Origin of the sequence: Mycolicibacterium arenosum (assembly GCF_024320865.1) — a bacterium.
GTDB classification, from domain to species: domain Bacteria; phylum Actinomycetota; class Actinomycetes; order Mycobacteriales; family Mycobacteriaceae; genus Mycobacterium; species Mycobacterium arenosum.
Genome location: NZ_JANDBD010000020.1, coordinates 18,247 through 42,837, shown reverse-complemented (window position 1 = coordinate 42,837; position 24,591 = coordinate 18,247). Strand labels below are relative to the sequence as shown.

At 65.6% G+C, this 24,591-nt stretch carries 25 protein-coding genes and 1 pseudogene; 8 read left to right on the top strand and 18 right to left on the bottom strand.

Going from position 1 to position 24,591, the window contains the following annotated elements; all coding sequences use genetic code 11:
* Positions 1-300 precede the first annotated feature (300 nt).
* The 6 genes from NM203_RS32115 to NM203_RS32090 form a co-directional block, all read right to left on the bottom strand.
* Entirely contained in the window at positions 301-942 is a 642-nt protein-coding gene (locus tag NM203_RS32115; protein ID WP_408633449.1) for a TetR/AcrR family transcriptional regulator, read from the bottom strand.
* A gap of 65 nt (positions 943-1,007) precedes the next feature.
* Positions 1,008-1,856, bottom strand: a complete 849-nt coding sequence (locus NM203_RS32110) for a lysophospholipid acyltransferase family protein (RefSeq protein WP_255065075.1) — start codon at positions 1,854-1,856, stop codon at positions 1,008-1,010.
* Positions 1,853-2,878 (bottom strand): 4-hydroxy-2-oxovalerate aldolase, encoded by a 1,026-nt coding sequence (dmpG, locus tag NM203_RS32105; RefSeq protein WP_255065074.1) that lies wholly within the window; start codon positions 2,876-2,878, stop codon positions 1,853-1,855. The genes NM203_RS32110 and dmpG overlap by 4 nt, the downstream gene beginning before the upstream one ends.
* Positions 2,875-3,828 (bottom strand): acetaldehyde dehydrogenase (acetylating), encoded by a 954-nt coding sequence (locus tag NM203_RS32100; protein WP_255065073.1) that lies wholly within the window; start codon positions 3,826-3,828, stop codon positions 2,875-2,877. Before NM203_RS32100 ends, dmpG begins: the two co-directional genes overlap by 4 nt.
* A 12-nt stretch (positions 3,829-3,840) precedes the next feature.
* Positions 3,841-4,629, bottom strand: coding sequence for a 2-keto-4-pentenoate hydratase (locus NM203_RS32095; RefSeq protein WP_255065072.1), 789 nt, complete (start codon positions 4,627-4,629; stop codon positions 3,841-3,843).
* Positions 4,626-5,261, bottom strand: a complete 636-nt coding sequence (locus NM203_RS32090) for a TetR/AcrR family transcriptional regulator (RefSeq protein ID WP_255065068.1) — start codon at positions 5,259-5,261, stop codon at positions 4,626-4,628. Before NM203_RS32090 ends, NM203_RS32095 begins: the two co-directional genes overlap by 4 nt.
* A 104-nt stretch (positions 5,262-5,365) precedes the next feature.
* On the opposite strand from NM203_RS32090, the gene NM203_RS32085 reads away from it, so the two are divergent.
* The 4 genes from NM203_RS32085 to NM203_RS32070 are packed head-to-tail and all read left to right on the top strand — an operon-like array spanning position 5,366 to position 9,845.
* Positions 5,366-6,964 carry a bifunctional 3-(3-hydroxy-phenyl)propionate/3-hydroxycinnamic acid hydroxylase gene (locus tag NM203_RS32085; RefSeq protein ID WP_255065067.1) on the top strand — a complete coding sequence of 533 codons (1,599 nt, stop codon included), beginning with the start codon at positions 5,366-5,368 and terminating at the stop codon, positions 6,962-6,964.
* Positions 6,961-7,812: an alpha/beta fold hydrolase gene (locus NM203_RS32080; RefSeq protein ID WP_255065066.1), complete on the top strand. Its 852-nt coding sequence runs from the start codon at positions 6,961-6,963 to the stop codon at positions 7,810-7,812. Before NM203_RS32085 ends, NM203_RS32080 begins: the two co-directional genes overlap by 4 nt.
* Positions 7,809-8,801: a VOC family protein gene (locus tag NM203_RS32075; protein WP_255065061.1), complete on the top strand. Its 993-nt coding sequence runs from the start codon at positions 7,809-7,811 to the stop codon at positions 8,799-8,801. Before NM203_RS32080 ends, NM203_RS32075 begins: the two co-directional genes overlap by 4 nt.
* A 15-nt stretch (positions 8,802-8,816) precedes the next feature.
* Positions 8,817-9,845 (top strand): amidohydrolase family protein, encoded by a 1,029-nt coding sequence (locus NM203_RS32070; protein ID WP_408633448.1) that lies wholly within the window; start codon positions 8,817-8,819, stop codon positions 9,843-9,845.
* A 63-nt stretch (positions 9,846-9,908) separates the two neighbouring features.
* On the opposite strand, the gene NM203_RS32065 is transcribed toward NM203_RS32070, so the two are convergent.
* From NM203_RS32065 to NM203_RS32045, 5 genes and pseudogenes are all read right to left on the bottom strand, one after another.
* The gene (locus NM203_RS32065) at positions 9,909-10,847 is read right to left on the bottom strand and encodes a hypothetical protein (protein WP_255065059.1); all 939 of its coding nucleotides are present in this window, start codon (positions 10,845-10,847) and stop codon (positions 9,909-9,911) included.
* A 35-nt stretch (positions 10,848-10,882) separates the two neighbouring features.
* Positions 10,883-11,851 carry an MDR family NADP-dependent oxidoreductase gene (locus NM203_RS32060; RefSeq protein ID WP_255065101.1) on the bottom strand — a complete coding sequence of 323 codons (969 nt, stop codon included), beginning with the start codon at positions 11,849-11,851 and terminating at the stop codon, positions 10,883-10,885.
* Positions 11,852-11,875: 24 nt separating this feature from the next.
* A pseudogene (locus tag NM203_RS32055) lies at positions 11,876-12,025 on the bottom strand (acyl-CoA dehydrogenase); the annotation flags it as partial.
* A 148-nt stretch (positions 12,026-12,173) separates the two neighbouring features.
* A complete protein-coding gene (locus tag NM203_RS32050) occupies positions 12,174-12,299 on the bottom strand; it encodes a hypothetical protein (protein WP_255065057.1) in 126 nt (41 codons plus the stop codon).
* A gap of 108 nt (positions 12,300-12,407) precedes the next feature.
* Positions 12,408-12,605, bottom strand: coding sequence for a hypothetical protein (locus tag NM203_RS32045; RefSeq protein WP_255065055.1), 198 nt, complete (start codon positions 12,603-12,605; stop codon positions 12,408-12,410).
* Positions 12,606-13,178: 573 nt separating this feature from the next.
* Here NM203_RS32045 and NM203_RS32040 point away from each other — a divergent pair.
* Positions 13,179-13,889, top strand: a complete 711-nt coding sequence (locus NM203_RS32040) for a GAF and ANTAR domain-containing protein (protein WP_255065100.1) — start codon at positions 13,179-13,181, stop codon at positions 13,887-13,889.
* 106 nt (positions 13,890-13,995) lie between these two features.
* Here the strand turns inward: NM203_RS32040 and NM203_RS32035 are convergent, their stop codons facing one another.
* From NM203_RS32035 to NM203_RS32020, 4 genes are all read right to left on the bottom strand, one after another.
* Positions 13,996-14,727, bottom strand: a complete 732-nt coding sequence (locus NM203_RS32035) for a GAF and ANTAR domain-containing protein (protein WP_255065053.1) — start codon at positions 14,725-14,727, stop codon at positions 13,996-13,998.
* Between the two features lie 189 nt (positions 14,728-14,916).
* Positions 14,917-15,342: a PAS domain-containing protein gene (locus tag NM203_RS32030; RefSeq protein WP_255065052.1), complete on the bottom strand. Its 426-nt coding sequence runs from the start codon at positions 15,340-15,342 to the stop codon at positions 14,917-14,919.
* 617 nt (positions 15,343-15,959) lie between these two features.
* Positions 15,960-16,679 carry a PAS and ANTAR domain-containing protein gene (locus NM203_RS32025; protein ID WP_255065051.1) on the bottom strand — a complete coding sequence of 240 codons (720 nt, stop codon included), beginning with the start codon at positions 16,677-16,679 and terminating at the stop codon, positions 15,960-15,962.
* A 313-nt stretch (positions 16,680-16,992) separates the two neighbouring features.
* On the bottom strand, positions 16,993-18,180 hold the full coding sequence (locus tag NM203_RS32020) for a macrolide family glycosyltransferase (protein ID WP_255065050.1): 1,188 nt from the start codon (positions 18,178-18,180) through the stop codon (positions 16,993-16,995).
* A gap of 55 nt (positions 18,181-18,235) precedes the next feature.
* On the opposite strand from NM203_RS32020, the gene NM203_RS32015 reads away from it, so the two are divergent.
* The 3 genes from NM203_RS32015 to istB are packed head-to-tail and all read left to right on the top strand — an operon-like array spanning position 18,236 to position 21,116.
* Entirely contained in the window at positions 18,236-18,718 is a 483-nt protein-coding gene (locus tag NM203_RS32015) for a MarR family winged helix-turn-helix transcriptional regulator (RefSeq protein ID WP_255065046.1), read from the top strand.
* Entirely contained in the window at positions 18,696-20,300 is a 1,605-nt protein-coding gene (gene istA / locus NM203_RS32010) for an IS21 family transposase (RefSeq protein ID WP_255065045.1), read from the top strand. The genes NM203_RS32015 and istA overlap by 23 nt, the downstream gene beginning before the upstream one ends.
* A 24-nt stretch (positions 20,301-20,324) precedes the next feature.
* The gene (gene istB, locus NM203_RS32005; protein WP_255065043.1) at positions 20,325-21,116 is read left to right on the top strand and encodes an IS21-like element helper ATPase IstB; all 792 of its coding nucleotides are present in this window, start codon (positions 20,325-20,327) and stop codon (positions 21,114-21,116) included.
* 315 nt (positions 21,117-21,431) lie between these two features.
* Here istB and NM203_RS32000 read toward each other — a convergent pair whose 3' ends face one another.
* From NM203_RS32000 to NM203_RS31990, 3 genes are all read right to left on the bottom strand, one after another.
* Positions 21,432-21,764 carry a DUF3140 domain-containing protein gene (locus tag NM203_RS32000; RefSeq protein ID WP_255065042.1) on the bottom strand — a complete coding sequence of 111 codons (333 nt, stop codon included), beginning with the start codon at positions 21,762-21,764 and terminating at the stop codon, positions 21,432-21,434.
* A 53-nt stretch (positions 21,765-21,817) separates the two neighbouring features.
* On the bottom strand, positions 21,818-22,390 hold the full coding sequence (locus NM203_RS33420) for an ANTAR domain-containing protein (protein ID WP_255065041.1): 573 nt from the start codon (positions 22,388-22,390) through the stop codon (positions 21,818-21,820).
* Positions 22,391-23,023: 633 nt separating this feature from the next.
* Positions 23,024-23,350: an ANTAR domain-containing protein gene (locus NM203_RS31990; protein ID WP_255065039.1), complete on the bottom strand. Its 327-nt coding sequence runs from the start codon at positions 23,348-23,350 to the stop codon at positions 23,024-23,026.
* Positions 23,351-24,591 lie beyond the last annotated feature (1,241 nt).

The window sequence follows — 24,591 nt, the reverse complement described above, 5'->3', positions numbered from 1 at the left end:
GAAAGGCCACGCTGGGTTTGGCCCGCCGGCCATTAGGAGTGACGACGTGCAGAGTCCCGTGTTCGAACTGCCGGACAATTTCTGCACCGGTCAGTCAGGAGCCGTTCATGGCAATGAAGCCGTCTTCAGCTTGGGAAGTTGAAGCAATACGTTCGAACGCGTCCTTGGGCGTCCGTGGAAGTCGCTGATCTGCGGTGACGCGTGCGCCGGCGTACGTGGTCGTCTGCCTGGATGTGCGGGACTTGTGACACGCTCGTGACACCGAGGTGCGGGTTGCGCCGCCACTAGGCGTGTTGTCCTTTACGCGGGTCCGGCACCTTCGAGCAAGTGGCGCGCCGCCCCGTGGATGGCGGCGGCGAGCAGTTCGAAGCCGGAGAACGCATCGGATTCGTCGATCTCGTTGGCGATGAAGAGCCCGTCGGCGGCGGCCATCGTGAAGGAGCCGAGTTGATGAAGCGAATGGTCATCGAGGCCGGGGAAGAGTCGGGCGAAACTCGCAACAGTGCGTTCGAGTGCTTCCTCGCGGACGGCGAGGAAGCGACGGCGAGCGGTGGGCTCCCGCTCGCGGCGTTCGAGGGTGAGCATCAGTCCGAGTCGTAGAAAGTCCGATGATTCCTCGAGTGCTTTCGCGGTGCTTTGCATCATCGCGCTGAGTTGGTCGTCGACGGAACCTTCCGCCTTGCCCTCGGTCGCCTGGCCGCCCGCCTTGGCCAGCCAGGATTGGAAGCTGTGGTCGATCACTGCGGCGATCAGCGCGTCTTTGTCCTTGAAGTGCCAGTAGATGGAGCTTGCAGGTAGTCCGGAGCGCTCGCTGACGAGATTGATCGACGTTCCTTCGTACCCGCGTTCGGCGGCGATCTCGGTGGCGGCCTGGAGGATCCTCTGCTGCGAGGCCTCACCGTCGACGCGTCGCCGGCGAGACTTGCTCTCCGCCGTCGGCATCGCGACCTCCTCCATTCCGAGTACGGTATCGCGTCCTCACCCCACCAACGGCTTGCGGCCCGTGGTCACTCCGTGAGTGCACGCTGCATGGCGATCTCCACGCGTGCGGCGAACTCCAGCGCGTCCTCGTCTTCGGTCGCCGTCATCGCCGTCAGCACACGGGTCTTCAGCTTGGTGGGCAGCGGAAGGTAGGGAAGGATGCCGACGGCGCCCACGTTCAACCCCCACGGCAACGACACGGTGACGGGTGCTGCCTTGAGTCGCAGTAGTTTGTCCAATCGTGTTGCCCTGGCCAATCTTTCCCCGCTGGACAACACCAGGAGCGACTCACCTGCACCTGCGGTCACAATCGGAACGATCGGAACCTTGTTCTCGATGGCCAGGCGGGCGAACCCGCTGCGGCCACCGAAGATAATCCGATTTCGGTCTTCCCAGGATTTCATCGCATCCACGTCGCCGCCGGGAAACACGACCACGTGGTGCCCCTGGTTGAAGGCTTCCTCGGCGCTAGCCTGGGAGGCGGGCCTCGCTCCGAGGGCCTCGACGAATCGGCCTACCCCCAGGGTCCAGGCCAGCTGGTGAGTCAGGACGGTGATCGGACGATCGAGTTCGAGCTGGTCGAGCGCTGCTCCGACGGCGAACACGTTCAGGTCGAAAATTCCGCCGAAGCCGTGGTTGGCGACGAACAGCACCGGGCCGTCGAAGGCGTGAGCATCGGTGTCCACTTCGAGCCGGTTGTACCGGCGGACGAAGTCGATGCTGAGCCGACGGAAAACCATTGCCGCGGTGCTGAACGCGTCGGGCGGGGCGTTCTCGTCCGGGCGCGTGTCGGCGCCGCGCTCGGCGGCGTCGAGGATCGCATCGGCCAGGGGCTCGACGTCATCCCGGTCGGCCGCCGAAGGGGATTCGGTCACGGCCGGGCTCCCGTCATCGAGGTGGTGAGGTCGAGCGCGATGTCGACGAGCATGTCCTCTTGACCTCCGACCATGCCGCGGCGGCCCGCCTCCTCCAGCAGGCTGCGCGCGTCGACGTCGTAGCGTTCGGCGGTGGCTTCCGCATGTCGGAGGAAACTGGAGTACACCCCGGCGTATCCGAGGGTCAGCGTCTCGCGGTCGACGCGCACGGGGCGGTCCTGCAGCGGGCGTACCAGGTCGTCGGCGGCGTCTTCTAGAGCGTGCAGGTCGCAGTCGTGGCGCCAGCCGAGTTTGGTCGCGGCTGCGATGAACACCTCCAGCGGCGCGTTGCCGGCACCCGCGCCCATGCCGGTGAGTGAGGCGTCGACGCGGTTGGCGCCGTGCTCGACCGCGGCGATGGAGTTAGCTACTCCGAGCGACAGGTTGTGGTGTGCGTGGATGCCGACTTCGGTTGCCGCGTCCAGGGTCTGGTGTAGCGCATCGACTCGCTGTGCGATGTCGCGCATCGTCATCGCGCCACCGGAATCTACGACGTAGACGCACGTCGCGCCGTAGCCCTCCATGAGCTTGGCCTGTTCGGCCAGCGACATCGGGTCTGTCATGTGGCTCATCATCAGGAAGCCCACGGTGTCCATACCGAGCCCGCGGGCTGCCTCGATGTGCTGAGCGGAGATGTCGGCCTCGGTGCAGTGGGTGGCGACCCGAACCACACTCGCGCCGGCGCGGTGTGCGTCGGTGAGGTTGCGCACGCTCCCGATTCCGGGCAGCAGAAGGGTGGCGACCTTCGCGCGATGTACGGCGGTGGCGACGGCCTCGATCCACTCCAGGTCGGTGTGGGCGCCGAAGCCGTAGATGCTGCTGGAGCCGGCCAGGCCGTCACCGTGTGCGACCTCGATGGAGTCCACTCCCGCGGCGTCGAGGGCGGCGGCGATGGTCACCGCCTGCGCGACGGTGTACTGGTGTTTGATGGCGTGCATACCGTCACGCAGGGTGACGTCGCTGATGTACAGGTCCTGACTCATGCTGTCGCTCCGGCGGTTTCGATCGAGTGTGCGGCGATCCGCTCGGCGGTGGCCTTGGCCGCCGAGGTCATGATGTCGAGGTTGCCGGCGTAGCTTGGGAGGTAGTGCGCGGCTCCGGTGACTTCGAGCATGGCCGTCACACGGGTGCCGGTGAACTTGCCGGTTTCGGGGATGTAGAGCGGGTTGCCGACGCTGAACGTCTCGAATTGGACGCGCTGTTTGAGGCGGTAGCCCGGTACGTAGGCGTTGACCCGGTCGACCATCTCGGTGACCGCCCGCTCGATCGCCGAGTGGTCGGGGTCGCCGTCGACCAGGCAGTAGACGGTGTTGCGCATCAGGATGGGCGGGTCGGCGGGGTTGAGGATCATGACCGCTTTTCCGCGCAGGGCGCCGCCGACGGTTTCCAGTGCAGCGGAGGTGGTCTCGGTGAACTCGTCGATGTTGGCGCGGGTGCCGGGCCCCGCCGACTTGGAGGAGATCGACGAGACGATCTCGGCGTAGGACACGATCCCGCACTGCGACACCGCCGACACGATCGGCACCGTCGCCTGTCCGCCGCAGGTCACCATGTTCAGGTTGGGCGCGTCGAGATGCTCGTCGAGATTGACGACCGGCACACAGTACGGCCCGACGGAGGCGGGCGTCAGGTCGAGCATCCGGACCCCGGTGGGTTGGAGCGTTGCCCAGTTGGCGTGGTGCGCACCGGCGGAGGTCGCGTCGAACACCAGCCGGATGTCGCCGAAGTGCGGCAGTCCCATCAGTCCTTCGACACCGTCGGCGGTCGTGGGCACCCCCATTCGGCTGGCGCGCGCCAGCCCGTCGGAGTTCGGGTCGATGCCCACCATCGCGGCGACCCGAAGCGGGCCGTCGCTGCGCAGGATCTTGATCACCAGGTCGGTGCCGATGTTCCCCGAACCGATGATCGCCACCGGGAAAGTCTGTGTGGTCATTGAGGTTTCCTTCTAAGTGAGGGTCAGGGACACGACGCCCAGGCCGCTGATCGTGGTGGTGGCGACGTCGCCGGCGTGGACGAAGGCCGCCGATGTGAAGGAACCGGACATGACGAACTGTCCGGCGGTGAGTTCCACGCCGTACGCGGCGAGGGCGTTGGCCAGCCACGCCACGGCCGCGGCCGGGTCTCCCATGACCGCCGTGCCCCGGCCGGAGTCGATCCGCACTCCGTTGAGGTGGAGATCGGCGACGGTCTGGGGGAGTGCGAGTGCGTCGTCGTACCGCACCCACTCGCCGAGCACCACCGCGCCGGAACTGGCGTTGTCGGCGACGGTGTCGGCCAGGGTCAGCTTCCAGTCGGCGATGCGGCTGTCGACCAGTTCCAGTGCCACGGCAACGGATTCGGTGGCGGCTCTGACGTCGGCGACGCTCACGTCGGGTCCGCGAAGAGTGCGGCCGAGCAGGAACGCGATCTCGGGTTCGACACGCGGCGCGCAGAAGCGGGCCGCCTCGACTGCTCCGTCGGTGATGACCATGTCGTCGAGGATGAAGCCGTAGTCGGGCTCGTCCACTCCGAGCAGGGTCTGCATCGGTTCGGACGTCAGCCCGATCTTGCGGCCCACCACGACGTTGCCGGCCGCCAACCGACGCTGCAGGTTGACCTGTTGGACGGCGTACGCACCCGCGACGTCGAGCATCGGATAGCGCTGAGTGAGCGGTTGAATCGGCTCCCGATCGCGTTCGGCCGCCCACAGATCGGCGGCGGCGGTGACGATGACGTCGCTACCCACAGCGGTCATGACCGGTACTCCTCGTCGACCAGACGGGAGGCGGCGTCGACGATGGCGCGGGCGTGGAGTTGAAACATCCGGACCAGATCCACGGTGTCGCCGCCGATCTCCTTGGCGATGAACAGCCCGTCGGCACCCGCCATCGCGTAGGTGACCAGTTCGTGGACGTGGGCGTCGCTCAACTGCGGGAGCACCTCGCCGATGGCTCGGCTCAGCGCGTCATGGGCCTCGGCGCGCACGCCGGTGAACATCGTCCGCGCCCGTGGCTCCTCGGGTCGACGCTCGAGGGCCAGCATCAGGCCGAGGCGGATGAACACGGGCGAGTTGAGTAGCGCTTTGGCGATCTGCACGGCCATGGCCTCGGCGCGCTCGAGTGGTGTGCCCTTGGCGGGCAGTTCCCAGGCGCTCAACCAGTCGCCGAAGCTACGTTCGATGACCGCGCCCAGCAGGTCGTCCTTGTCCTTGAAGTGCCAGTAGATGGAGCTGGCGGGGAGTCCGCAGTTGGCACTGACGGCGCCGATGCTGGTGCCCTCGTATCCCCGCTCGGCGGCGATCTCCGTCGCCGCGTCGAGGATTCGCTCGCGTGACAGCTCTCCGTCGACGCGGGTGCGCCGTCGCTTGGGCTTCCGATGGTCGCTCATCCGAACTCCTTCGATGTCTTGACTCCGTAGTGATCGCTACAGTAACGTAGCGATCACTACGGAAGCAAGACCCCGAGTGCGGGTCGACAGAATCGAGGGCGGCAGTGACGACGGTGTCGAGCTACGACGTGGCGGTGATCGGATACGGACCGACCGGCGCCACCGCCGCCAACCTCTTGGGGCGGATGGGCATGAAAGTGGTTGTCATCGAGCGTGATTCGGATGTCTACAACCGTGCTCGGGCGATCTCCACCGACGAGGAGGTGCTGCGGGTGTGGCAGTCCGTCGGGCTGGCCGATCGGCTGCAGGCGGACATGCTGCCCGACCGTCCGGTCGCCTTCGTCGACTCCAACGGGGTGCCGTTCATCGAGACCACCATCACCGGCCGCGGCTGTGGACACCCGCCGCAGCAGTTCATCTACCAACCGGCCATCGATCTCGTCCTGCGCGAGGGGGTGAGCCGATATCCGAACGTCGAGGTCCTGCTGGAACGCGAATGCCTGCGAGCGCTCAACAAGGGCGACCACGTGGAACTGCTCGTCGGCGATCTCACCACCGACACCATCACCCGCATCCAAGCCTCCTACGTCATCGCCGCGGACGGCGGCTCCTCACCCACACGTGGGCTGCTGGGCGTGGGGTATTCGGGCCGCACCTACGGCGAACGCTGGGTCGTCATCGACACCAAGGTGCTCCAGGAGTGGGACGGTCACGACCGGCTGCGGTTCCACTGCGATCCCGACCGCCCGACCGTGGACTGCCCGACGCCGCTGGGCCACCACCGTTGGGAGTACCCGGCCCGCGCCGGTGAGGACGAGAGGCAACTCGTCACCGATGAGGCGGTCTGGAAGGTGCTCAACGACCAGGGCATCACCTCCGAGCACGTCGAGATCCTGCGCGCAGTGGTCTACAGCCACCACGTCCGCGTCGCGGACCGCTGGCGGATCGGCCGGGTGTTCCTGGCGGGCGACGCCGCGCACGCCATGCCGCCGTGGATCGGCCAGGGCATGTCGGCCGGAGTCCGCGACGTCGCCAACCTGTGCTGGAAGCTCACCGCCGTGCTCGAAGGCCGGGCGCCCGACTCGCTGCTCGATTCGTACGAGGTGGAACGCAAGCCCCACGTCACCGAGGTCACGCGACGCGCCGTCTTCGTCGGCCGAGTGATCACCGAACGCCGCGGTGCCGTCGTCGCGCTCCGTAACCACGTCGTGCGGGCAGTCACCAGACTTCCCGGCGCCCTGGCCGGGGGACAGAAGCTGTGGTGGATCCCCGACGCCCACAACGACGCGGGCTTCTTCTCCTCGACCGGATCGCGCGCCGTGGGGTGGCAGATTCCTCAACCCCGGGTCATCGACCCCCGGGGCACCGCCGTCCGCCTCGACGACGTGCTCGACGGACGGTGGACGCTGCTGCACACCGGGGCGCAACCCTCAGGATCCCACGCGTGGACAGCCTTGGGAGTAGCCACGATCCGGCTCGCCGGCGCGCACGACGCCGACCTCGCAGACGGCGTGCGGGACAGCGAGTCCACGCTGATCGACTGGATGTCGAGAATGAAAGCCACCGCACTGATCGTGCGACCCGACGGCTTCGTCTACGCCGCCACGCGATCCGGGCAGTCGCTGCCCGCGCCGCCAGCCGGGCTGAGCACGACGCCCGCGCCCACGCATCCCACCCCGAGCCGAAACGGAGTCACCGCATGACCACCACTCTGACCGAGAACACCGTCACCATCGGCGGCAAGCAGATCTTCTACACCGAAACCGGAACCGGCCCAGCCGTTCTACTCCTGCACGGCGGCGGACCCGGCGCCTCCGGAATCTCCAACTACTCCCGCAACATCGACGCCCTCGCCGAGCACTTCAGGGTCATCGTGCCCGACCTACCCGGCTACGGCCGCTCCACCAAGGGCGTCGACGGATCCGACCCGTTCGGCTACCTCGCCAACGGCATCCGCGGACTGATGAACCATCTCGACGTCGACGCGGCCCATCTGGTCGGGAACTCCTACGGCGGAGCGTGCGCGCTGCGACTGGCGCTCGACACCCCCGAACGAGTCCGCAAGATGGTGCTGATGGGACCCGGCGGAATCGGAACCACCCGCGCCCTGCCGACCGCCGGCCTGCAGAGCCTGCTGTCCTACTACGGCGGCGGCGGCCCCTCGCGGGACAAGCTGGAGACGTTCATCCGCCAATACCTCGTCTACGACGGAGCGTCCGTCCCCGCCGAGGTCATCGACACCCGGTACGCGTCGAGCATCGACCCCGACGTCGTCGCCAACCCACCGCTGCGCAGGCCGTCGGGCCCGTTCGCGCTGCGAACACTGTCGCGGATGGACTTCACCCGCGACAATCGGCTCGCACACCTTCAGACCCCGACGCTGGTCGTCTGGGGCAGCGCCGACAAGGTCAACCGCCCCAGTGGCGGACAGGTGCTCGCCGACACGATGCCCAACTGCGACCTGCTGCTGGCCGCCAACGCCGGCCACTGGGTGCAGTGGGAACGCGCCGACTTCTTCAACGACGTCACTCGAGCCTTCCTCAGCGCATGAACGTCTTCGGCAAAGCCCACCTCGGCTACCTGGTGATCGACACCGAGAAGTTCGCCGACTGGCGACGCTTCGGCGAAGACGCCATCGGCATGCACTGCGACGAACTGTCCGCTGAGCACATGCGGTTCCGACTCGACGACCACGAGTGCCGCTTCCTACTGCGACGCGGCGACGCCGAAGACGTGAGCGCGATCGGCTGGCACCTCGACGACCACGCCACGTTCGACGAGATCATCCGCCGGGTGACCACCGCCGGCGTGCCCATTGCCGAGGGCACCGACGAGGAGGCCGCTCTCCGCGGGGTGCAACGTCTGGTGCGGTTCCCGGGCCCGAAGGGCTTGACGCAGGAGGTCTTCACCACCGCCAACACCGTGCCCTCCCCGCCGCGCATCCGGCACGGCGGGTTCGTCACCGGTGCCGCCGGCATGGGACACGTCGCCGTCACATCCACCAAACCCGAACAGCTGCACGGCTATTACGACACCGTCTTCGATGCGCGTCTATCGGACTACATCGACGAGACGATCAGCGGCGTCAAGCTCAAGATCCGGTTTCTACGGGTCAACGAGCGACACCACTCCGTCGCCATCGCCGCGGTCCGCGGGCTACCCGTCAATCCGATTCGCACCCGCGTGCAGCACCTCAACATCCAGGCCGTCGAACTCGACGATATGGTGGACTCCTACCAGCGCGTCAACGCCCTCGGTTTCGGCATGGCCCTCACGATCGGGCAGCACACCAACGACCGCGAGCTGTCGTACTACGCCGTGACCCCGTCGGGCTTCGAATGGGAGGTCGGCTGGAACCCCATCGTCGTCGACGAAACGACCTGGGAAACCACCACCCATCAAGGCATCAGCATCTGGGGGCACACTCCGGTCGGACAGACCGTCATCGACAAACTGGCTCAATTCAAAACCGGCGTCGAGTCCCTCCTGCATCGTGAAGACACCGTTCCCGCGCTGGCCGGCACCGGCATCCGCAACTGACGACGAGGAAGTCCCGTGCGCATCGACACCCACCACCACATGATCCCCCCCGAGTACCGGAAAGCGTTGCAGAGAGCGGGGATCGACGACGCCGGTGGACGCGCTCTGCCGGAGTGGAGCCCGGAGGCGTCCCTGCACACTATGGCCGAGCTGGACGTCAACACCGCGATCCTGTCCGTGTCCACGCCGGGCACCACGTTCCTGCCAGCCGCCGCCGACGCGGCGGCGCTCGCCCGAGACCTCAACGAATACGCCACGGATCTCGTCTCCGCTCACCCCGATCGGTTCGGTTTCTTCGCGACGGTACCGATGCCCCACACCGAGCAGGCGGTTGCCGAGTCCGTACGAGCTCTGGACGAGTTGAAGGCCGACGGCATCGTGCTGCTGGCCAACAACGCGGGCACCTACCTCGGCGAGGACGGGCAGGACGACCTGTTCGCCGCATTGAACGCGAGATCGGCCGTGGTCTTCATCCACCCCGCTGATCTCCCCGGACCCGTTGTACCGGGGGTGCTTCCGTTCGCCACCGACTTCCTCCTCGACACGACGCGGGCGGCGTATCTCCTCGTGCGCAACGGGATTCGCCGCAAGTACCCGAACATCAAGTTCATCCTCAGCCACGCGGGCGGTTTCGTGCCCTACGCCAGCCACCGCATGGCCGTCGCCATCATGGGCGACACCGGTCGCAGCCCCGCCGACAGCCTCGACGACTTCTCGAGCTTCTACTTCGACACCGCGTTGTCGTCGAGTGCCGCCGCCCTACCCACACTGCTGACGTTCGCCCATACCGGTCACGTCACATTCGGCTCCGACTGGCCCTTCGCGCCGATCGCCGCATCAAAACTGTTCGCAGCCGGGCTGGAAACCTACGGCGGGCTGGACACACAGACCCGAACCGCCATCGAACGCACCAACGCCCTGGCCCTGTTCCCACGACTCGGCACAGCGAACGCGGCGCCGCGCCCTTCGCCGCTCGACCGAATCAAGCACCTCACCAGCCGCGCCGTCATGCGGGGTATCGTCAGAGCGATCTCCACGACGTAGCCACTGCCGCGCTCCTCTTCTTTCACGCGCAGCTGTCGTCGACCGGACCGCCAGCCAGGTCGGTCACACTCGTGCGAACTCGAATATTCCGGGGACGTCCCACTTTCCGGTGTCGACGCGCAGCAGCTCCGGACCGTGGCCCGTCGATCGCACTTCGAAGGGTGTTCCGCGTCGCGTGAGATCGTCGGCTTTGCCTTCGACGTCGTTCACGCCGATCCGAATTGCCCATGACCCCGGTCCCCAGGTGTCGAGTGAATCCCGTATCTCACCGTGTGCAATCGGCTCCAGAACCTGAAGCTCGGCGCTACGCGGATGGCGGAATCGGTAGATCACCTGGCGCGCCGCAAGGGATTCGTCGAGCACCGGCCCTATCGCGGGCATGAGGCCGAAGTTTTGTTCGAGGGCTTGCACGGTCGCCCAGAGATCTTCGGTGATCCAGCTGCGCCGCAGCACCCGGATCATTCCTCCGGGAGGGAGATCGGGATCCGGTCGCGGTTCCCACAACTTATCGCCCTTACCCAGCGCTGAAGTCTCGATGAATTCAAAGAACAGCCCGCCGTCAACCGAAGGTTCGTATGCCCCCGGATCGTCCTCCGTCCACCCGATCCAGAGCCGCGTGAAGATCCCCGGCATCTCGTAGAACGAGCATCCCGTGTCGCGCAAGCGCAGGGCGAGGCGCCGGATGTCTGATGTTGCGATCTCATTGGCGTGCGTCTTCCACGGTCGATCACCCTGAGCGGCAAGCAGTTTCGGTAGGAAGGGTAGCGTGGTCAGCGGGTCTCGCTCTGCGTCGAGGGAAGCCACAGCCATCGCCTCAATCCGTGTGGGAGACACCAGTAGCGACGGATGAACCCTTGCGAACAAGTAGGTGAACCCGCTGCCTGGTTCATTGTTTCCCCATGCGGCGTGTGGTTCGGGGAAGCCGAGCGCGTCGACGAACACCTTTTCAGCGACCGCGACGTCGTCGACGAAAACCTCGGCATTGCAGAGTAGGTCGTACATCTGACATCTCCTTCATAGTCCAGGGAGCTGAGTGATCAGTGATCGATCCGAATCAGTCGCTTGCCCAGACCGGCACCGGCGAGCATGTCGAGGAAGGCCCGCGGTGCGTTTTCGAATCCGTCGATGATGGCTTCGTCGAATCTGATCGATTCTGTTGCGATGCCCTCATGAATTGCCCGGCGAGCCTCCGGTAAGAGGCGTCGGTGCTCGCTGACCGTGAAGGGGATGATTGAGATCTGCTTGTAAAGCAAAGTGAGGAAATTATGCAGTGTGGCTGGCAGCGAAGTGTTGTAATGGGCCGCCAGTCCGCACATCATGATCCGGCCGTGTTGAACCATCGACGGTAGAGCCGCGTCAATACTAGGGGCGCCGACGTTCTCGAAGACGACGTCGATGCCGTCGCCGGCCACATCGGCGATCTGCCCTGCGAGGTCGGTTTCGCGGTGGTCGACACAGGCATCGAAGCCCAGGACGTCGACTGCGTGCGTTCGCTTCTGCGCGCCTCCCGCCATCCCGATCACCCGGCAGCCGCGGTGGATCGCCAGCTGACCCGCGATGCTCCCCACTGTGCCCGTCGCAGCCGATACGAACACGGTGTGTCCCGGCTGCAGGTCGGCGAGATGAAGCCCGATCCAGGCCGTCCATCCGGATGCGCCGAGCGCGCCGAGGACGAGGCTCGGCGGCGTGATGTCGGTGGGGACGGGCCGCACAGATTCTGCGTTGAAGACCTGACATTCCTGCCACCGACCGAGCCCGGTGATCAGATCGCCGGCCTTCAGGGCGTCGGTACGGGAATCAACGACCTGCGCGAGTACCCGCCCGTGGATGGTTCCGTCGACCCACCCCGGTGTTTCACCGAGCCAGGTCTTCATCGACTGCGTCAGATACGGGTCCAGGGATAACTTCGAGGTCCTGGCCAGGACGTATCCGTCGGTGAGTTGCGGGAGCTCGGCGTCGACGAGTTCGAAGTCGTCAACCGTGAGTAGCTCGGTGCGGCGCCGCATCCGCCATTGCCGCGTCTTCATCGATCACGCACTCTTGCTCTCCCGCGCCGAGATGCGGTCGACGACTTGCTTGGCAGCGGCGGCAGGGTCGCCGCCGGCCAGCGCCCACCCGCGGGCGCGGACGTAGTAGGCCGTCGCGGCGGACTCGACGGCCGCCCCCAGTCCGCCCTGGACATCTGATCGTCGTGGAAGACCGCCCGTTGAGCGAGTGCCTTTGCCGCCGTGAACACCGCGACGGCCGTCGGGTCGTGCTGGGCCTTGGGACTGCACCCGCCAACGCCGCGACCAGACCGGGGGTGTTGAGGCGGCGGTGCTGGCGTCCTCAGGTCACGGCGGTGCCGTGCCCGGCCAGTGCGGCGCGGCCGGCGGCGTAAGCGTCGAGCGGATCGGACTTGCCCTGGCGGCGACGCGCGCCGCGGTCAGGGCGGCTGACCTCGGCGACCTCCACGCCGGCGTCCTGCAGGACCCAGGGTCACGCCGGCGCCGTAGCTCGAGGTCCCTCCACGCCGGCGATCGTGATGGCGCCGAAGCAGCGCGCCCAGGTCAGCAATTCCTGTTATCCGGTCGGCGTGGTCGTGAACTCGCTGTCGGACAACGGGTTTCCGGTGTCGGTGATGACGGCGAGGTGGACGGTGTCCAAGTGGGTGTCGCCGCCGATGACGACGGGCTGTGGTGCTGTCGCGATGGTGGTGTCCGTTTCTGCTGGTAACCGCTGACAGATGGCGACACCCGGCGGGGCGTGCAGACAACGCATTGATGAGGAACGGCCAGGCTCGGCGATTAAGTCATGTCCGCCCCGCCGGGCCCGTAGAGCACCAGCCGGCCACCGATATGACAGATCAAGTCATAGACACCCATTGGTACCTGCGTCAGTGACACAGGGAGTCACCATCGGCGGCCGACTGGCGAGACCATCGTCAGTCCGGCACTCAGGCTCTAACACCATCGGGTGAGACACTCTCGTGACACTGAGGGTGCTGTCGCCCATCGCCTGCAGAGAGGCCTCGTCGCACGGGGCGTGAGCGACCTTGGGGATCGATCGCGTGAGCCGAAAAGCCAGCCATCCTCGAAGCAGGGGCCTGAAATTCTGATGGGCTTTGGCGAGAAGCGTGCCTCCCGCACGTGGGCGGGTCGCGGCGAGGTCGACTTCGATCTATGGTGCGACCATGATGAGCACCGGCGGGCAAAAGGCTGGCGACAACACGCGCACGACTGCGTGCCGGTGTGCCCTACAACAGGGTGAGCTTGTTTTTCCGGGACCTGAAGGGCAGCTGATGACTCGAAGCGCACGAACGGCCGAGTCGGTCAGCCTGAAGTCTGCGTGACGATGTCCGTAATCGCGCGGAGGCTGCGGACCGTGATGGGCGAGCGACGAGACCAGGGAGCCGCTAACCGGCTGTGCCGGGCCTGCGTGGAGGTCTCAGGTGTCGACGCGGCGTCGATATCATTGATGCTCAATGGCACCGCCATCGGAACACTCGGCACCAGTGCGGTAGCGGCCCGGACGTACGACGAGGTGCTGTTCGTCTGCGGCGAAGGGCCCTGCCTGGACGCCGTCAGGAACGGTTCCCCGACGGTCGTCCCCGATCTCGCCGATCCGACGGAGACTCGCTGGCCCGCATACGCCGCGGAAATGTTGCACCGCGACATCCAGGCGGTGTGTGCCGTGCCGATCGCGCTGGCGGGCGAATACGTCGGTGCCGTGGCGCTCTTCCGCAGTACGGCGGGAACCTGGGCTGCTGAGCAGATCGCGACCGCCGCGATCGCCGCGGGATTGGCCGAAATGCCGTTGCTCGGGCTGATCGAGCGTGCCGCTGCAGTCGACGACCCGGAGCCCGAGGCGGAGGCGTCGAACGAGCTGGACACCGTGATTCGCGCTGAGATCGGTCAGGCCACCGGCGTGTTGATGGTCCGATACGGTCTCGACGCGTCGTCCGCTCTGGTGCGGCTGCGTGCCCGTGCATACTCGACCGGTTGCAACGTCGTCGACCTTGCACTCGACGTCATCGAAGGCCGCATCCGGTTGAACGCCGACTAGAGCCGATCAGTGTCGTCGCGAGCGGCGTGCAGCCGACACCACTGACCTCCTGCGGGAGGTATTGCCGCTGGCTACGAGGCGCCGCTCGCGGCTCTTGTCAGCGAACCTACGGAGGAAGGTCGCCGGTGGCGGCCACGAATTCGGCGACGACGACCACTTTGCGATTAGTCCGCTGAGACGTGGCGCGCAGTCGTTCGAACGCGTCGTCGGCGGTGATTCGGTACCGCGTCATCAGCACGCCCTTCGCCTGACCGATGAGATCGCGATTGGCCAGCGCCCGCCGCAGCTGCTCGGTGCGCTGCGCCTCCAACAACACCACGGCGGCGTGAGTCGCGTATAGGTCGGCGATCCGTCTCGCCGTGTCGTCGAAGGCACCGCGCGATCCGGCGTACAAGCTCAGCGATCCCAGACGTCGATCATCGACCCACAGCGGGACACACAACATGGCGAGCACTCCCAACTCGACTGCCGCGGCTGCGAACTCCGGCCAGCGCGGGTCATCGGTCAAGTCCTCCACGTCGATGCGCCGCTGATTGCGCGACGCGTCGATGCACGGGCCGACACCGGTACGCCACTGCAGTTCGTCCAGCGGGGGAGGTGCCCCACCGATCGTCGCCTGCGGCTCGAGACCCCTGCGGGTCAGGAGGTTGACCCCGGCGTGATCAACGCCGCGGACCGTCGAGGTGACCGACGCGAGTATCGCGGTGAGAGTGCCCTGGAAATCCGCCTCCTCGACGTGCAGAGCGCGGCACAGTACGTGCAGAGCGTTGAACTCCGACTCGCCGAGAGCGCCGAGTCCTTCCAGGCCGGCGAGCGAATCGCGTCGATCGGATGTCATGGCTTCCTCGTCATGGAGCACGCGACGATTGTCGCAGCCGGGCGATGATCCCAGGCCGGCCAGACGATAAGGCGGTCGTATCGCATCGAGCGAATTGTCAGGATTCGCGGCTGCGTCGACGTGCATCGCGAGCCGCCGAACGGCAGCCGGCTGGTGGTTGGCTCGTCGCAGAATCGAACCGGTCGCCCGTCAGATGCCCGCCCTCGTTCTCAGGTCCCAATGCGATTCGGTCTCGTCGGTGATGTAGATCATCAGGAACGGATCGGTGGCTCGAAGCAGCAGCGGAGTCGAGATCGCGGTGTGCATGGCGAACCCCTCGGCGTGACGCCATGTGACGACGTCTCCGCGCCCGGCTGCTCGCAGAACCGAGATGCATTGCTGTGGGGTCGCGTCAGGGTGCTCGGCCAGTAGCGTTTGCGCGGAGAGCCCGAGCATGGCATCGCCTAGGTATCCGAAAAGTGAGACGGCCGCGGGGTTGGAGTACGCGACCACCCCGTCGAGGCCGAGGCCCAGCACCGCGCCGGGCATCCGGTCCAGCAATACGCGCGCGGGAAGCTGGTCCAGCAGCCCGGCGAGGTCGGTGGGCTGGGTGCGCCGTCGTCGGTCGTCTGCCATCGCTTCAGCGGCCTTCGTGCTCGTCAGGATGGAAAGGCTTCAAAGGCGGATGCTTTCTGAACCGGCCACCAAGACCATAGCCCCGTACCGATCGAGCCGGTTCGACAACACGACCTTCGAGACGGGCCCGACGTCCTTGGCGCGGTGAATCGGTCCACGACCGCCCGACGGAGTTGCGCACGAGGCCGGGGTCGCGGTGGGGCTGTCAACTCACTGCTCACGGTCCAGCAAACCGCGCACCGCGGCGCACACCAGCAACCGGTCGTAGGTGATCACGAAGTGGAATCGTTGGTCGGCGTCCGCGTGGCGCACCGCGTCGCCAGACGGAACGACGGCCTCATCGACGACACGGCGGTGACAGTCTGCGAGCCGCTGACGACCCAGTGATGGCGAGCAGGGCTGCCGGACGATTCATCGCGGTGCGCCCGCCGGCGAAACACCGGTGATCGCGGAATGGCCGGCGTACGGGCGGGAAATGAACGCCGCACCACCTGCTGGCGGCACACTGGAGTGTAGGTTGTGCGCTCGCGTCATTCGCTGTAGGACGTCCTTCCCGGAGTCAGCAGTCCTGCGATCACGTGTCCACCACCAGGGGTCACCCCACGACGTGCAGCGGGTTACTCGAACGCGAGGCTCATGAGGTAGTGGTCGACGGGGGTGGTCGCGGAGAGGCGAGTTCCGAGGATCTCCGGCAGCTCGTCGACGAGCTTCTCGGCGACGGTGAAGAGCTTGACGTTGAGTTCTTGAGAGCGCCACCTCAGCACTGCGAAGGCGGCGTCGGCGTTGATCCGGTAGACGGCCATGAGCATGCCCTTGGCCAGGTCGATGATTTCGCGGTGGGCGAGGATGACGTCCAGTTCCTCGCTGAGCGACTGTTGGAGGTCGCCGTCGAAGCTGTCGGTGATGTCGATGTAGAAACCGCGGGTGGCCACGACGCGGTCATCGTCATCGGTCACGGCGTCGCCGACGACCACGACTCTGCGTGTCAGCCCGGTGGTGGTGATGATGCGGTGCCTACTGCTGAACGGCGCGGCGGTCTGTGACAGCAGCGCCCTGACTTGGGCCAGGTCGTCCGGATGCTTGTGTTTGAGAACGAGGTCCGTGGTGGGGGTGACCTCACCGGGTTCATAGCCGTGAATGCGGGCCACGGTGTCCGACCACATCCAGGTGTCGGTGTCGTAGCGGTATTCGAAGCGCCCGACTCGTTGCGGCGGACCGCCCAGGATGGCCTTGTCCAATGGGCTCGCGCGCTGGCCGTCGACGCCCGTTTCGGCGGCATCGGCGGCCGCCTGATCAGCGAGGCCGACTTCCCGTTCGGAGGGTCCGTTGACCGACACACGAGGAATTTTATCCACGGCACGTGAACCTGGTGAGGTGATCGTCGATGTGTTCGGGCTGAGCCGACCGGCTGACGAATACAGCCCCTGGGAGTGATCTTTCAACGTGCGACCGGTTCACGGCGAGGATCCCTCGGACGCGGGACAACACTCCGACAATGGACCCACACGACAACGTCAATGGCACTGTTCGGAACCGCACACAGCAGTTCATGGTTTTGTGCGGACTTCTCGACGTCGATTGTTCGCGAACGTTGACGTCGCGTTCTATGCGACCGATCGGTTGTTCGTGAATGTTGGAGTCATTGGGTCGTTACGCCGGGTCACGGCGGTTGGTGCCGGCTGCTTCGATGATGCCGGTTCCAGCGGTCGTACCGCCGGCGCGGTTGATTGCTTCTTTCATTTCCGCCAGGCCGCTCCGGATGACTGTGTCTGCAGCTACTTTCTCTGTCACGGTGCGGAGGTCACCGGGTGTGGGCGATGGGAGTTGAACTCCGAGTCCGAGGGATTCGAGGCGGGCGGCGTTGACCGATTGCTCGCGGACCTGAGGTACGGCGATGGTGGGGACCTTGTAGTACAGAGCTTCCATCGTTGATCCCATTCCCGCGTGGGTGATGAACGCGGTTGCGTGGCGCAGCACGTCGAGTTGGGGCACCGTTTGGTGGGCCTCGATGTTGTGTGGCAGCGTTCCGATGTCTGCAGGGTCGATATGGGTGCCGAGACTGAGAACGACGTGAAATCTGCTGTCCGCGAATGCCTCTGCGCAGGAGGCGAAGAATTCGGGTCGATTGTTGAAGGCAGTGCCCAACGACACCAACAGCACCTGGGCGTCATCGTGTGGTGGCGTCCAGGACGCGCTGCGGCGGGCGCGCCTCGGCATCGAGGGACCGATGAAGTGGACGTCTTCGGCGAAGCTGTTGCCGGCGATCTGAAACTCCCGTGGAATGAACACCAGCGACGGCGGTGCCGGCGCGTTATCGCGGCTCGGGCCGACGGGAACCGCTAGACCGTAGGCGCTAAACCAGTCGGCCAGTTCGGCGAAGTAGTGCTGCATGGCGGGGTGATGCGGCGTGAATCCGTCGATCAAGTTTGAGGGTGGGAACCCCTCGTTGGTGGCCAGGTTCGCGATCAACGAGACCGTTGACGCCGCGAACTGCTCGGCGAGGAATCCGCCGAGCGGAACACTGTCGATGCATACGACGTCGGGGGGATCGTCGGACAGCGCGTCGAGCAGGCCGGGAGCCAGCGTGCGCGCGGCAGCCAGGAACCCGCGCAGGTCAGCGCTGAGAGCGTCAACGCTAAATCCTGATGCGGCCAGTGTGGTGGTGTCGGGTTCCCATCCAAGATCGATGAACAATGCACCGGCTCGCACGATCTCCGCTTCCAGCGATGCGGCGCTGATGTAGGTGACACGGTGGTCGCGGTCGACGAGTTCCTCGACTAGGGGCAACGTCGGATAGACGTGGCCCGGAGCCGGTGGCGTCGTGAAAAGAACATGCATCAGATGGCCGCCGTTTCCGCTAGATTTAGCTAGATATATCTAGTCACCTTACAGAGTGAAGGATCGCGCGATGCCTGTCGCCACCGCCACCCGTATCGATCTGGCCAGCATGGTCGCCCTCGTCGTCCGGCTCGCAGGGCCGATCAATCAACTGATGGCCCGTGAACTCGGATTGCCCCTCAACGACTTGGCGGCGTTGCAACATCTCGTGGGACTACCGCCCGCGGGACCGGCCGAGCTGGGCCGGCGTTTGGGAATGTCGTCGGCCTCAGCCACGGTGCTGGCCGACCGACTCGAACGTGCCGGTTATGTCCGGCGTCATCGCGACCCTCACGATCGACGCCGAGTCATCCTTGAGGTCACCGACACGGCCGCCATGCGCGCCCAAACCGCCATCGGCCCACTCGTCGAGGCGCTCAACTCAATCAGCGACCGGCACGACGTGGCTGGTCAGCAGCAGATCAACACATACCTGGCCGCCGTGATCGACGCGATGGCCGAGCTCACCGGCGCTGATGACTCGGAACTCACGAGTTGAGCTGTACGCGGCGATACGCCGCGATGCCCGCGCAGGCCTGTCCGGTCGAGAGATCCAACGCAAACACGGCGTCGGATGGCGCACTGTGCAATCCGCCCTCACATCGGCCTGGCCCCAACAGCGCGCTGCTTATCCCACCAGAGCCTCCAAACTCGACGGGTTCAAACCCGCGATCGACGACATTCTGCGGTCCGATCTCAACGCGCCGCGCAAGCAACGCCACACCGTGACCCGCATCGTCGACCGCCTGCGCACTGAGTTCGGTATGGATGACGTGTCCTACCCCGTGGTGCGGGCGTACGTGGCCACACGGCGACCCGAGATCAGCATTGAATGCGGCCGTGGCGCGCCCGGGGTGTTCGTTCCGCAAACCCATTTGCCCGGCCGCGAAGCCGAAGTCGACTTTGGTGAGATCGGCGTGCGGTTACGTGGCCAACTCACCACCTGCCACCTGTTCTCCCTACGGATGTCGTACTCGGGCAAAGCTGTTCATCGTGCCTCTGCAACCGGAGGCCAGGAGGCGTTCTTCGAAGGCCACGTGCATGCGTTCCAGATCCTCGGCGGAGTGCCCGCCGGCAAGATCCGCTACGACAACCTCAAAGCCGCTGTGGCACAGGTAATCGGGTTCTCGCGCCAGCGCGTCGAAACAGACCGCTGGGTGGCGTTTCGCTCGCACTTCGACATCGACGCCTTCTACTGCCAGCCAGGAATCACCGGCGCTCACGAGAAGGGCGGTGTGGAAGGCGACATCGGTCGGTTCCGCCGCAATCACCTCGTGCCGGTACCGGAAGTCGAGTCACTGCACGAACTCAACGAACTCATCGACAGCTACGACCAGGCCGACGATCGGCGTCGCATCGGCCACCGCGCCCACACCGTGGCCGAGTCCTTCAACGCCGAGCGTCAACTCCTCAAACCGCTCCCCGTAGAAACGTTCGAGACAGGACTCTGGGTGACACCGCGCGTGGACCGCTACTCCCAGATCACCGTCCGCACCAACCGATACTCCGTACCCTCACGGCTCATCGGCCGCCAAACCCGCGTACTCCTCAACGCATCAGACCTCACCGTCTACGACGGCAGAACACTCGTCGCCAGCCACGAGCGACTGCTCACCAAAGGCGGCTCCCGCCTCGACCTCGACCATTACCTGGAAGCATTCGTCCGCAAGCCCGGCGCCCTGCCCGGAGCGACAGCCCTAGAGCAGGCCCGCCGCGCAGGCACCTTCACCGCAGCCCACGACGCGTGGTGGGCTGCAGCCTGCAAAGCCCATGGCGACACCGACGGCACTCGCGCACTCATCGAAGTGCTTCTCCTGCACCGACATACCGACCACCGCCACGTCATCGCCGGCATCAACGCCGCCCTGCAAGCCGGAGCACTCACCGCTGACGCCGTTGCCCTTGAGGCCCGCAAAGCCGCTGAGACTGGCACCGACATCACCACCGCCAACCCGCCACCGACCGACACTCCAGCCGTGTCGTCACTGACACAGCGCCGCTTAACCCACCTACCGATCGACACGCGGCCCCCGCCCTCAGTCACCGCCTATGACCAGCTTCTCCGACGGAGCACGCAGTAGACGCCAACCGAAAGGACCCCGCCGATGAACGCTCCCACCCGTCGCGGACTCACCGAACAAGCCGCCGATGCCGCGATCGACCAGGCCTGCCGCATGCTGCGACTTCCCACCATCCGAACCCACTTCCCCGAAACCGCTGACACCGCCGCCCGCCAACAGCAGTCCTACCGCGCCTTCCTCGCCGAACTACTCCTGGCCGAATGTGACGACCGTGCCCGCCGACGCTCCGAACGCCGCATCCGCGCCGCGGCCTTCCCACGCGAAAAGTCCCTTCGCACTTTCGACTACACCGCAAACCCGAACGTCGACCCCGCCGTCATCAACACCCTGGCCACCGCAGACTGGGTACGCAAAGGCCAACCCCTCTGCCTCATCGGCGACTCCGGAACAGGAAAAAGCCACCTGCTCATCGCCCTGGGAGCCGAAGCCGCCATGGCAGGATTCCGGGTGAAATACACCCTCGCCGCCAAACTGGTCAACGAACTCGTTGAAGCCGCCGACGAAATGACGCTCACCAAAACGATCGCCCGCTACGGGCGAGTCGATCTGCTCTGCATCGACGAACTCGGCTACATGGCCCTCGACAAGCGCGGCGCCGAACTGCTCTTCCAAGTTCTCACCGAACGCGAAGAAAAAGCATCCGTGGGCATCGCCAGCAACGAAGCCTTCAGCGGATGGACCAAGACCTTCACCGACCCACGACTCTGCGCAGCCATCGTCGACAGGCTCACCTTCGGCGGCAACATCATCGAAACCGGCACCGACTCCTACCGCCTCGCCCACACACTCCGCAGCCGCGACACCACCGACAAGTGACGTCAACATTCACGAACACACCACACCCGATCCCGCCGAACCTGACGTCAACATTCACGAACAAATGACGTCCTCATCCACGACCAACGCCAAGTTCAGGTCAGATCGGCCCACCGGTGCGTCGAGGATGTCGAACGCACCGGTAACGATCAGCAGGTTTGGCCGCCGAGGACGTCCTATCCACCGAGATCTGCGCTGGGACCGACGGCGGTGTCCGCTGGGGCGCCATCGGGGACACGCGCCGACCCCGTAAACCGGGCACCTGACATCCGCCTCGGCGAGACGACGGTGACATGGGGCCGTCACGCACCGGCGCTACTTCGTCGGGTCGTGGCCCCAGTTCATCAGCGAGTACCGCCACGGAGTGTCGCTCACGTCGCCTGACGGTCGTTGCGCCAGATGGCGTTTGACGTAGCCGTTGACCTTCCGCATATGGCTCACGTCGTCATCGGACAGATCGTCCTTCTTCGTTCGCAGGATCGTCACGATGCGACGCCCGCTGGCGTGCCCCGCCGACTCGCCGTCACCCGACTTCTGCCCGACGGATTTCGAATCGTCGGTGTCCAGCCAGTCCTCGAGTTGTTTCGGGGTCATGTTGACCGCGTCCTGAAACTCGGCGTATACCGCTTGATCGTCTTCGTCGCTCACAGGGGACTACTGCCCGCGGCACCGCGGACCAAACAGCGTCGGGCAACGCCGGATCAGCGCGGCGTCCGCTCATGGACGGTCATCACCAGACGGTCGCACACCGCACGCGACGGCGGCCCGTTCTCGGCGTCGAGCGACTGAAAGTCCGCGACCAGTTGCACGGCGAGCGCGCGAAGAGTCGTGGTCGTCTGCTGTGAACGCCACCGCAGGATCTTGAAAGCCGCCTCCGGGGCGATGCCGTAGATCACCGTCAGCGCACCCTCGGCTTGTTCGATGCCGGCTCGGCGACTGGACATCACGGCGACATTCTCGGTGATGCGTTCCTTCTCGCGCAGGACCATCGCCAACAGATCGACGTGGAAACGTGCGTCCCGAAGAGCGTTGCGGCGTCGTCGCGCAACTCGTCGCCGACGATCACCATGTGCTGGACGCCCCGGGGTCGGCGCCGAGGTCATGTCGACGTAGCTGGAAATGCCGTGATGGAGCGGCGCGTCGGCCAGATCGTCCAGACCCGCAAGAGCTGGGGCGGCACCGCGCCCACGCACTGCCCGGACGGCCTCGAGCTCGGCCGCGGGCGAGCGTCCGCCGCGCGCCTCCCGGGCGGCGTCGTCTGTTCTGGCGGCCACACGATTCCGCGGTGCAACGAGTGCGTCGCGACCATCAGCCACCCCGGACGCTGGTCGTCGCGCCGAATCCTGCACAGTCCGCGGGTGTGCACAAGATGTGATCCGGGGGTTCTGGTCTAGCCGGCGGTTACAAGCGCAATGCAGCTGACAGCACAGAGCAATTCGAACTCCGCGCATGTGCAGCGGGCGTACGGATGGTCGTGCTCGTCGGTTGGGTGGTCGTATCGGCTGCAGTCCGTGCACCCGTGACACGCGTTGAATATCGAATGCTCAGCGTAGCGATGCCCACACTGGCAAAGCGCGTTATCACGGTCCTCGACCGCCGAGTTCTGAAGGTCGTCGGCAGCTCGAGCTAATTGCATGTGGAATGATCCTACGGACGTTCAGCTCGATCGGCTAGCGAAGAACAGGGAAATCACCCGATTTGCTCTATGACGTTCGCAACACCCTGAGCAGAGCGAAAGCCAGATCGTCAAATAACTGACGTTGGCCCCGCCAGGGATGTACGCAGGTCGCCCTTGGTGGCTCATAGGCCGAACCACCAAAGTCTTGAACGAATCGGAGTCCGGACTGCGAATCATTCCGTTGCCTCAGGTACCCGTGACAGCTGCGGCTATGCGGTGTCACGGGGTGTCAAAAGTTGTTGGACTCTTCGTTCAGGAGGCGGGCGGTGGCGTCCACTACGCGCCGATGTGCATTCGACAGGATTCCGTCTATATGCATGCGACGCTCGAACCGGTTGGACCGGGCAAGTTCGGGCAAATCCTTCGAGATCTGCTCGGCGATCAGTGTCAGCTTGATGGTGCGGTCCTGAGACACCGTGCGGAGTATTGCGAACGCCTGGTCGGCGCTGATGTCGCAGACGAACATCAGCATGCCCAAAGTCTGCTCCAACGGGGGCGCGACGTTCGGCGATCTCCTCGACGGCGGTTGTTGCGCGTTGCGCGAAGGTGCCGTCATCGCCAGCGTGCCCGGCAATCACTGGTGGGGGCCTGGGGTTGTTGGGGCACGTCGGGGTGGCGTAGACGCGTCTCGCTGCCGACGTCTGAGAGCGGTGATCATCCTGCACACTGATTCGGCGTAGGCCGCGCTGAAGATGGGTCGGATTACCGCCTGTTCGACGCCACCACAATAGTTCCCGAGACGGCAGCCGCGGACCGTCATGCCGGGAATGAATCCGGCGGAACGCCGGAGATGCCGGCGATGGTGATTGTAAATTGTCTTCAGGCGACCGCCGCGTCACCCTCCGCCGCGCTTGCTCAGGGTCTCGACCGACTCCAATCCCCCTTGATAGTGGAGTCGGCGGGGCCCGCCCAGAATCTCACCAAACCAGTCACCCTGGTCCGAGTCTCACCCTCTCCACCTCCCCGACGGTCGCGCGACCACGGTCACCTGAGCAGGGTCGATGAGTGGCCGGGCCCCGCAGTCCGTCGTGCTAGGTGATCGACGCCGAGCCTCCGCGGCGGCGCACGTTCACCTAGCGACCCGTTTAAGCTCCGTGGCTATGAACGACGATGTGAACAGGCTCCTCGAGCTCGATTTCCGCAAGGCCGGCGGCAGCTATCGCGTGATCTGCAGACTGTTGTCGCGCAGAGGGTGGACGGCCACCTGAGCGACGATGAGTACGAGGCGAAGCTCTTGAGCGTCGTGGTGCTCGGATTGGCTGCCCTCGAGGAACGCGTCGCCCAGATCGAAACACGCTATGTGAGACCCGCTTAGCGACTGTCGCGAAACCTTCGGTCGCGGAGGTCGGTGCGGGCGGCCGCTGGCCAGTCCGAGCCGCGACTCGAACTGCGCGAGGTTCAGTAGCGTCGAGCGGGCGATCAGCGCGTACCTTGCGGTTGCCGATCTGTTTGGTGAAGATGCGTCTCAGGCGGACGAGTACGGCCAGGGCGCGCCGATGATGAGCAGGACTCCGACGGAGCTCACCGTGCTCGACGAGGTAGTGATTCGCGTTCAGGGTTTCACGGTGCCGCCGCGGCGGCTCGCACAACGGACACGAACCACAGCTCGCCGTCAATCGTGACCGGGTGGCGCACATGCGGACTCGCCACCTGCGGAAAGCTGCGATCACCTCGTCGCCCACCGAGGCGGCCGCGGGATACGCCAGCAGCATCTTGATTACCCGCGCCTGCCACCGGTTCACCCTCGGCTGCCGAGTCGTTTTCAGCTGCGGATTCCGTTTTCTGGATGTGATGTGG